This window comes from Frankia sp. CeD (assembly GCF_000732115.1).
In the GTDB taxonomy this organism is placed as follows: domain Bacteria; phylum Actinomycetota; class Actinomycetes; order Frankiales; family Frankiaceae; genus Frankia; species Frankia casuarinae.
Map to the genome: position 1 here is coordinate 120,401 of NZ_JPGU01000005.1, position 7,721 is coordinate 128,121.

The 7,721-nt window shown below is 71.0% G+C and carries 5 protein-coding genes and 1 pseudogene (1 of these 6 cut by a window edge); all 6 read left to right on the forward strand.

Annotated features, from left to right (window positions below):
* Positions 1-139: 139 nt before the first annotated feature.
* Positions 140-2,809 (forward strand): AMP-binding protein, encoded by a 2,670-nt coding sequence (locus CED_RS05540; RefSeq protein ID WP_023840906.1) that lies wholly within the window; start codon positions 140-142, stop codon positions 2,807-2,809.
* Between the two features lie 98 nt (positions 2,810-2,907).
* A complete protein-coding gene (locus tag CED_RS05545) occupies positions 2,908-3,921 on the forward strand; it encodes an iron ABC transporter substrate-binding protein (protein WP_051868675.1) in 1,014 nt (337 codons plus the stop codon).
* On the forward strand, positions 3,918-5,474 hold the full coding sequence (locus CED_RS05550) for an iron ABC transporter permease (protein ID WP_051868681.1): 1,557 nt from the start codon (positions 3,918-3,920) through the stop codon (positions 5,472-5,474). Before CED_RS05545 ends, CED_RS05550 begins: the two co-directional genes overlap by 4 nt.
* Complete coding sequence (locus tag CED_RS05555) at positions 5,471-6,625, forward strand: ABC transporter ATP-binding protein (RefSeq protein ID WP_035908952.1); 1,155 nt, start codon at positions 5,471-5,473, stop codon at positions 6,623-6,625. The genes CED_RS05550 and CED_RS05555 overlap by 4 nt, the downstream gene beginning before the upstream one ends.
* 168 nt (positions 6,626-6,793) lie before the next feature.
* Positions 6,794-7,186, forward strand: coding sequence for an RNA-binding S4 domain-containing protein (locus CED_RS05560; RefSeq protein WP_023840909.1), 393 nt, complete (start codon positions 6,794-6,796; stop codon positions 7,184-7,186).
* 474 nt (positions 7,187-7,660) lie between these two features.
* Positions 7,661-7,721: pseudogene (locus tag CED_RS21365) on the forward strand (polysaccharide deacetylase family protein) (it continues 1,715 nt past the right edge of the window).

Consider the following 7,721-nt stretch of genomic DNA (forward strand, 5'->3'; position numbering starts at 1 on the left):
CCGCTGCCGCCGCCACTGCCACCGCCACACAGCAAGATCATCCATGGGCGGCTGCGGCACCGAACGTCACAGGTCGATGACGTAGGCGCAGTGAGAGGTATGACTTAGGGTAGGCTTTCCTTACTTGTACATTGGCTGGGTGACCAAGGCAGGCCCGTCCCTCGCAAGCTCGACTGTGTTCCTCGCCCGCCACCTTGAACGGCACGGTGACCGCACGGCCGTTGTCACGGCTGAGGGCCGGCTGTCCTACCGCGAACTGGCGGCACGCGTCGACGCCGCCGCCGGTCGGCTCGGCGCCGGGCGGCGGCTGGTGCTCCTCGCGGCGGTCAACACGATCGACGTCCTCGTCCTGTACCTGGCGGCGCTGTCCGCCGGGCACGCGGTCCTGCTGGTGCCGGGTGACAACGCCGCGTCGACCGACGCCCTGATCACGTCCTATGACCCCGACGTGGTGATCCGCCCGGCCGGCACGCGGACCCGCGTCGAGCAGCGGCGGGAGGGCTCGAAGCACGACCTTCATCCGGACCTCGCGCTGCTGCTGAGCACGTCGGGCTCGACGGGCTCACCGAAACTGGTCCGGCTGTCGTACACGAACCTGCAGGCCAATGCCGAGTCGATCGTCGAGTGCCTCGGCCTTCGCCCCGGCGACCGCGCCGCGACGACCCTGCCCCTGTACTACTGCTACGGGCTGTCGGTCGTGCACAGTCACCTCCTGTGCGGGGCCGGTCTGATCCTGACGTCCCTGTCCGTCGTGGACGCCTGCTTCTGGAACCTCTTCCGGGACGGGCAGGGAACCTCGCTGGCTGGCGTCCCCTACACGTTCGACCTGCTCGACAGGATCGGTTTCGACGCGATGTCGCTGCCGCATCTGCGCTACATCACGCAGGCCGGCGGTCGACTGGCGCCGGACCGGGTGGCCCGCTACGCCGAGCTCGGACGACGCAACGGCTGGGACTTCGTCGTGATGTACGGCCAGACCGAGGCCACGGCGCGGATGTCCTGCCTGCCGCCGCACCTCGCGCCGACCCACCCCCACACCATCGGAGTCCCGGTCCCGGGCGGGTCGTTCCGGCTCGAGCCGCTGGCCGACCGCACCGGGAGCACCGACAGCACCGGGGATCTGGGGCAGCTCGTCTATTCCGGGCCCAACGTCATGATGGGTTACGCGCGGACGGCCTCGGACCTCGCGCTCGGTCCGACGCTCGACGAGCTGCGCACCGGGGACGTCGCGCGCCGCACCGATGACGGCCTGTACGAGATCGTGGGACGGCAGACCAGATTCGCCAAGGTCTTCGGGATCCGGATCGACCTGCAACACGTGGAAGACACCCTCGCCGGCCAGGGGCTCAGCGCCTGCTGCGTGACCGGCGACGACGCCGTTGACGTGATGATCGAGGGTGACCGGGACACGCCTTCGGTCCGCCGGCTGGTCGCGCGGGCCTGCCGGCTGCCGGAGAACGCCGTCCGCGTCCACCGCCTGGCCGCCCTGCCCCGCCTGGCCACCGGCAAACCGGATCTGGTCGCGCTGCAGGAGATCGCCCGCGACGCGCGACCGGCGCGCACGACCGCGCCCACCGGACGGGACGGACCGTCGGACGGAACAGCCGACGTACGCCGGCTGTTCGCCGAGCTGCTCCACCGCGACGATGTCACCGACGACAGCACCTTCGTGAGCCTGGGCGGCGACTCGCTGTCCTACGTGGAACTGTCACTGCGGCTGGAGGACGCCCTCGGACACCTGCCCGCCGGCTGGCACACCATGGCCGTGCGGGACCTGAAGCCGGCCACGCGACCGAAGCGCCGGGCTGGCGGCTCTGGCAGCTCGATCGAGACCAGCGTGCTGCTCCGGGCGGTTGCGATCGTGCTGATCGTCGGGACGCACGCCAACACCTTCGACGCCGTCGGCGGCATCCTCGGGGGCGCCCATCTCCTCATCGCCGTCGCCGGCTACAACTTCGCCCGTTTCCACCTGACCGCGGCGCCGCGGCGCGACCGGGTCCGCGGGCTGCTCCGCAGCATCGCGTACCTCGCGATGCCGAGCATCGTCTTCATCACCGTACTCGTGCTCGTCATGGACGAACACGAACCCGCCAACATCGTGCTGCTCAACAGCGTGTTCGGGCCGGACCGCGCGGGCCCACCCTGGGAGTTCTGGTTCGTCGAAGCCCTGGTCCAGATCCTGCTGGTCCTCGCGGCCCTGCTCGGCGTGCCGGCGTTCGACCGCTGGCAGCGGCGCCGCCCGTGGGCCGTCGCCGCCGGTGTCCTCGCCGCCGGTCTGCTCACCCGCTTCGACGTCGTGGCCCTACCGCCGGGACCACGCCACACCCAGACGTCGGTGGCGGTGCTCTGGCTGTTCGCGCTGGGATGGGCCACCGCCGCCGCGACCACGGTACGGCAGCGGCTGGCCCTCACCGCGGCGGCGGCGCTCACCATCCCCGGGTTCTTCGCTGACGCACGCCGGGAGCACGTGGTGCTCGGCGGCGTGCTCCTGCTGGCCTGGACCACGAGCGTCCGCTGCCCACGCCCGCTGCGCCGGCTGGCGGGCCCGCTGGCCGGCAGCTCGCTCTACATCTACCTGACCCACTGGCAGGTGTTCCCCCTTCTGCAGGACGACCATCCGGTCCTGGCGCTGCTGGCCTCGCTCACCGTCGGCGTCGCCGCGTGGAAGGTCTCGTTCCATGCCATGGGCCTTCTCAGCCGGCTCACGGCGGGCGTGCCGATCCCACTCGGCGCCAGGCGTCCGCTCCGCGGTTCGCCCGCCAGCGCTCCCGACTTGTGCCACTCGTCACATTCTACGGCGCTAAGGTAAGCATGAGTTAACTTCTACACCGATTAGGGGTTCGAGGTCGGTCGGACGTGTCTGTCCAGGTGGAGGGTTCAGGTGGAGTGTTCAGCTGGAGGAGCCCGATGGGTTCGTTAGGAAGAACCTTGGTCGTGCTGGTGACGGCCACCTGCCTGGCCGGCCTGTCAGCGTGCGGCTCGGGGGACGACGGGAAGACGATCACGCTCTACAACGCGCAGCACCAGGACCTGATGCGGGTGATGGTGGACGCGTTCACCAAGCAGACCGGCATCAAGGTCGAGTTGCGTCGCGGCGGCGACCCCGAGCTGGCGAACCAGATCGTCCAGGAAGGCGACAGCTCGCCGGCGGACGTCTTCGTCACCGAGAACTCGCCGGCCATGACGCTGGTCGACCGCGCCGGCCGCTTCAGCAAACTGGACCGGGCCACCTTGGGCCAGGTGCCTGACCAGTACGTCCCGAGCACCGGCAACTGGGTCGGTTTCGCGGCCCGGTCGACGGTGTTCATCTACAACCGTGGGCAGGTCGCCAAGAACGAGCTGCCCACGTCGATCATGGACCTGGCGGGACCGGCGTGGAAGGGGAAGGTCGGTGTCGCGGCGGCCGGAGCGGACTTCCAGGCCATCGTCAGCGCCGTACTCGCGGTGAAGGGCGAGGGGGCCACCGCCGAGTGGCTCGCCGGGCTGAAACGCAATGCGAAGATCTACGACAACAACATCGCCGCGCTGCGCGCCGTGAACGCGGGNGAGGNCCCCGCCGCTGTGATCTACCATTACTACTGGTACCAGGACCAGGCGGAGTCGGGCAAGGACAGCAGGAACGTCGACCTGCACTTCTTCGGCCACCGGGACCCGGGCGCGTTCGTCAGCGTCTCCGGCGCCGGCGTCCTCGCGGCCAGCGACCAGCAGGCCGAGGCGCAGCGGCTGGTCGCCTTCCTCACCAGCGACGCCGGGCAGAAGGCGCTGGTCGACAGCGGTGCCCTGGAGTACGCCGTGTCCGACGCGGTCCCCACGAACCCTGCGCTGAAGCCGCTGTCGACCCTCGATCCGCCCGACATCGACATCTCGACCCTGAACGGACCAAAGGTCGTCGAACTGATGCAGCGGGCGGGCCTGCTCTGAACGGCCAGCCCACGACGGCGGGATGGTGGGTACGCACCGGCCCGGCGTACCCGCGCCCGCTGCTGCTGGCCTGCGTGCTCGTCGCGCTGCTCGCGGCCGTCCCACTGTTCTTCGTCGTCGGATACACGGTCAGTGTGGGCTGGTCGGAGGCCTGGCGGCTGCTGATCCGGCCCAGGGTCGGCGAGCTGCTGGTCAACACCACCAAGCTCGTGACCGGCGGGATGGCGGCCAGCGCCGTCCTGGGCACGGCCGCCGCCTGGCTGGTGGAACGGACGGCCCTGCCGGGACGACGGGTCTGGCACGTGCTGCTCGCCGCTCCGCTGGCACTGCCCGCGTTTGTCGTCAGCTACGGTTGGGTTTCGCTGACCGCGGACGTCGAGGGATACCCGGGCGCCCTGCTGATCGTGACACTCGCCTACTACCCGCTGGTCTACCTCCCCGTCGGCGCGACCCTGCGGGGGCTGGACCCGGCGCTGGAGGAATCCGCCAGGTCACTCGGGCTCGGCCCGTGGCGGACGTTCACCAGGGTCGTGCTCCCGCAGTTGCGCCCGGCCGTCCTCGGCGGGTCGCTGCTGGTCGGCCTGCACCTGCTCGCCGAGTTCGGCGCCCTGCAGATGCTGCGGTTCCCCACCTTCACCACGGCCATCTACGACCAGTACCGCTCGTCGTTCAACGGCCCGGCGGCGAACATGCTCGCCGGCGTCCTGGTGCTGTACTGCGCGGTCCTGGTCGGCACCGAGCTGAGCCTGCGCGGTCGGCACCGCTACGCCCGGCTCGGGCCCGGAGCCAGCCGCACCGCGCAACCCGCCCGGCTCGGCCGGCTCACCGCCCCCGCCGTCGGCGGGCTCGGCGCGGTCGTGGGCCTGGCGCTCGGCGTGCCGCTGGTGAGCCTCGTCCGCTGGCTGCTGGTGGGTGCCTCCGCCGCCTTCCCCGCCGTCGAACTGGCCACCGCCGCCGCGACCGCGGCCGGACTCGGCCTCGCCGGCGCGCTGTGCACCGTCCTGTTGGCGCTTCCGGTGGCGTGGCTCGCGGTACGCCACCCGGGCCGGATCGGGACGCTGCTTGAACGCAGCACCTACACGGCCAACGCGCTGCCGGGCATCGTGGTGGCGCTCGCTCTCGTCACGGTATCGCTGCACATCCTGCCGGCCGTGTACCAGACCACCACCCTCCTGATCGCCGCCTACGCGATCATGTTCCTGCCGCGGGCCACGGTGGCGGTACGGGGCGCGATCGCGCAGGCGCCACCCGTCCTGGACGACGTCGCACACGCCCTGGGCCTGCGCCCGACGCGGGCCTGGCTGCGGGTCACCCTGCCACTGATCGCCCCCGGCGTCGGCGCCGGCGCCATCCTGGTGTTCCTCGCTGTGGTCNCCGAACTCACCGCGACCCTGCTGCTGTCACCCACCGGCACCGACACCCTGGCGACCGAGTTCTGGAGCAACGTCCGCGACGTCGATTACGGCGCGGCCGCCCCCTACGCGGGGTTGATGGTGCTGCTGTCGACCCCGGCGACCTTCCTGCTCACCCGTTCTGCTAGGAGAAGCACGTGACAGCGCTGAGTGTCAGCCAGGTCACCAAACGGTTCGGCGCCACGACAGCCCTCGCCGGGATCGATCTGCGAGTGCCCGACGGCAGTGTGACGGCCGTGCTCGGGCCGTCGGGCTGCGGCAAGACCACCCTGCTACGGCTGGTGGCGGGATTCGGCGACCCGGACGGCGGGACGATCGACTTCGGCGCCGAACGGGTGTTCGGCCCCGGTCGCAGCGTTCCCGCCCAGCGGCGGCGGGTCGGGTACGTCCCGCAGGAAGGTGCCCTGTTCCCGCACGTGGACGTCGCGGCCAACATCGGGTTCGGCCTGCCCCGCGCCGAACGCCGATCCGCCGGGCGGGCCGCCGAGCTGCTCGACCTCGTCGGGCTGGACGCGAGCCTGGCCCGCCGGTTCCCTCATCAGCTCTCCGGCGGCCAGCAGCAGCGCGTGGCGCTGGCGCGGGCCCTGGCCCCGCGGCCGTCCCTGGTGCTGCTCGACGAGCCGTTCTCCTCCCTGGACGCGGGGCTCCGCCTGAACACCGCCCGCGCCGTCGTCGAAGCGCTGCGTGCCAACCGGACCACTGCGCTGCTCGTCACGCACGACCAGAACGAGGCGCTGTCACTGGCCGACCAGGTCGCCGTCATGGCCGCCGGTCGCATCGCCCAGACCGGCACGCCCCAGGGCGTCTACGCCTCACCCGGNAACCCGACCGTCGCGGCCTTCGTCGGCGCCGCCGTGTTCATGCCCGCCGTCGTCACCGGGCTCACCGCCTCCTGCGACCTTGGCGAACTCGCCGNCCGGCCCGGGTCTCCCCAGGGCGAGGCGCGCCTGCTCGTCCGGCCGGAACAGATCAGGCTCCTCGCCGCGGCGGACGGCGACAAGAACCAGAACGAGAACCAGAACGAGAACCAGAACCAGCACGAGAGCCAGGACCGAAACGAGAACGAAGAGCGGAACGAAGAGCGGAACAAGGAGCGGAACAAGGAGCGGAACGTGGTGGTCGGCCGGGTCACCGAGGTGCGGTACTTCGGCCACGACGCCACCGTCCAGCTCCGGCTCGACCGGTCCGGCCGCACCGTGACGGCGCGGGTGCCGGGGCGCCAGCTTCCCGAACCCGGCACCCGCGTGCGGCTGTCGATCACCGGGCCCGTCACGGCCTTCCCACCCCATTGACTCCGTCGCGGCTCTCACCGACGCCGGTCCCGGCGCCGGCACGGTCGCGGCGGTCACGAGCGCCCTGCTACCGCCACGCAGGTCGATCGTCACCGCCTGACCGTCCCCGAACGACGACAGGTCGGCCGGTCGATTCGTACAGTCAGACTTATGACGTCGCCCACGCCTATGACGTCGCCGGCGGGAACCGCCCGGATCGACACCTGGATCTGGTGCGTGCGCCTGGTCAAGACGCGATCGCAGGCGACCGCCGCCTGCCGCGCCGGCCATGTCCGCCTCAACGGCGAGCGGGTCAAGCCGGCCCATCCGGTGCGGGCCGGCGACGAGATCCGGGTGCGCCAGCCCGGGCACGAGCGGGTCGTCGTCGTCACCCGGATCCCGCACAGGCGGGTCGGCGCGCCCGTTGCCGCGGAGTCCTTCGTCGACCGCAGCCCGCCGGTCGCGCGCGAGGTGCCGCCGGTGGTGGCCGTGCGCGATCGGGGCGCCGGGCGGCCGACGAAGCGCGACCGGCGGGCGCTGGAACGCCTGCGCGACCAGCCCCGCCGGCCGGATGCGCGGTAGCGGCGCCGCTACTGGGTGCCCAGTAGCGGCGCCCCGGTCAGGCGACGCCTCGGTCGAGGGAGTTCGCAATCGCCCACACACCATGACCATCCCCAGGAACCTTGCCCTGGGATTACTAACCCTGGTACTACCCGCCATGGGATTACTTCGCATCAACGGTGTGAAGAAAACGAAGGAAGCGACCGGGTACGTTGCCGGTGACCGGGACCGGGCTCTGCCGCTGCGTGCCGCGTAGCGTTATCCGCGCTCGTGGAACGCGATCGTGAGGTTGATCTGCCTGGACGACACGNCCGNGGGTCGCGTCCCGCCGCACCGACCGGCTCGAACTAGAGTCAGGCCCATGGGGCGAGCGTCATCCGGGTTGGCTCGGTGGAATTCGCGATGAGCTACCGTGAGAAACCGAGCGTGGACATCCCGGACCATTCGGCGGGGCAGCCCGCCCGTAATGGGCGTTCGGTCNGGTTCAGCATTGTGATGCCGACATACAACCGCCGAGACGTGGTATTGCAGAGTATTGCGGAACTCAGGTATCTCG

Coding starts and splice junctions, on each gene's coding strand:
- CED_RS05560 (WP_023840909.1), top strand. CDS start 6,794: ATGACGTCGCCGGCGGGAACCGCCCGGATCGACACCTGGATCTGGTGC.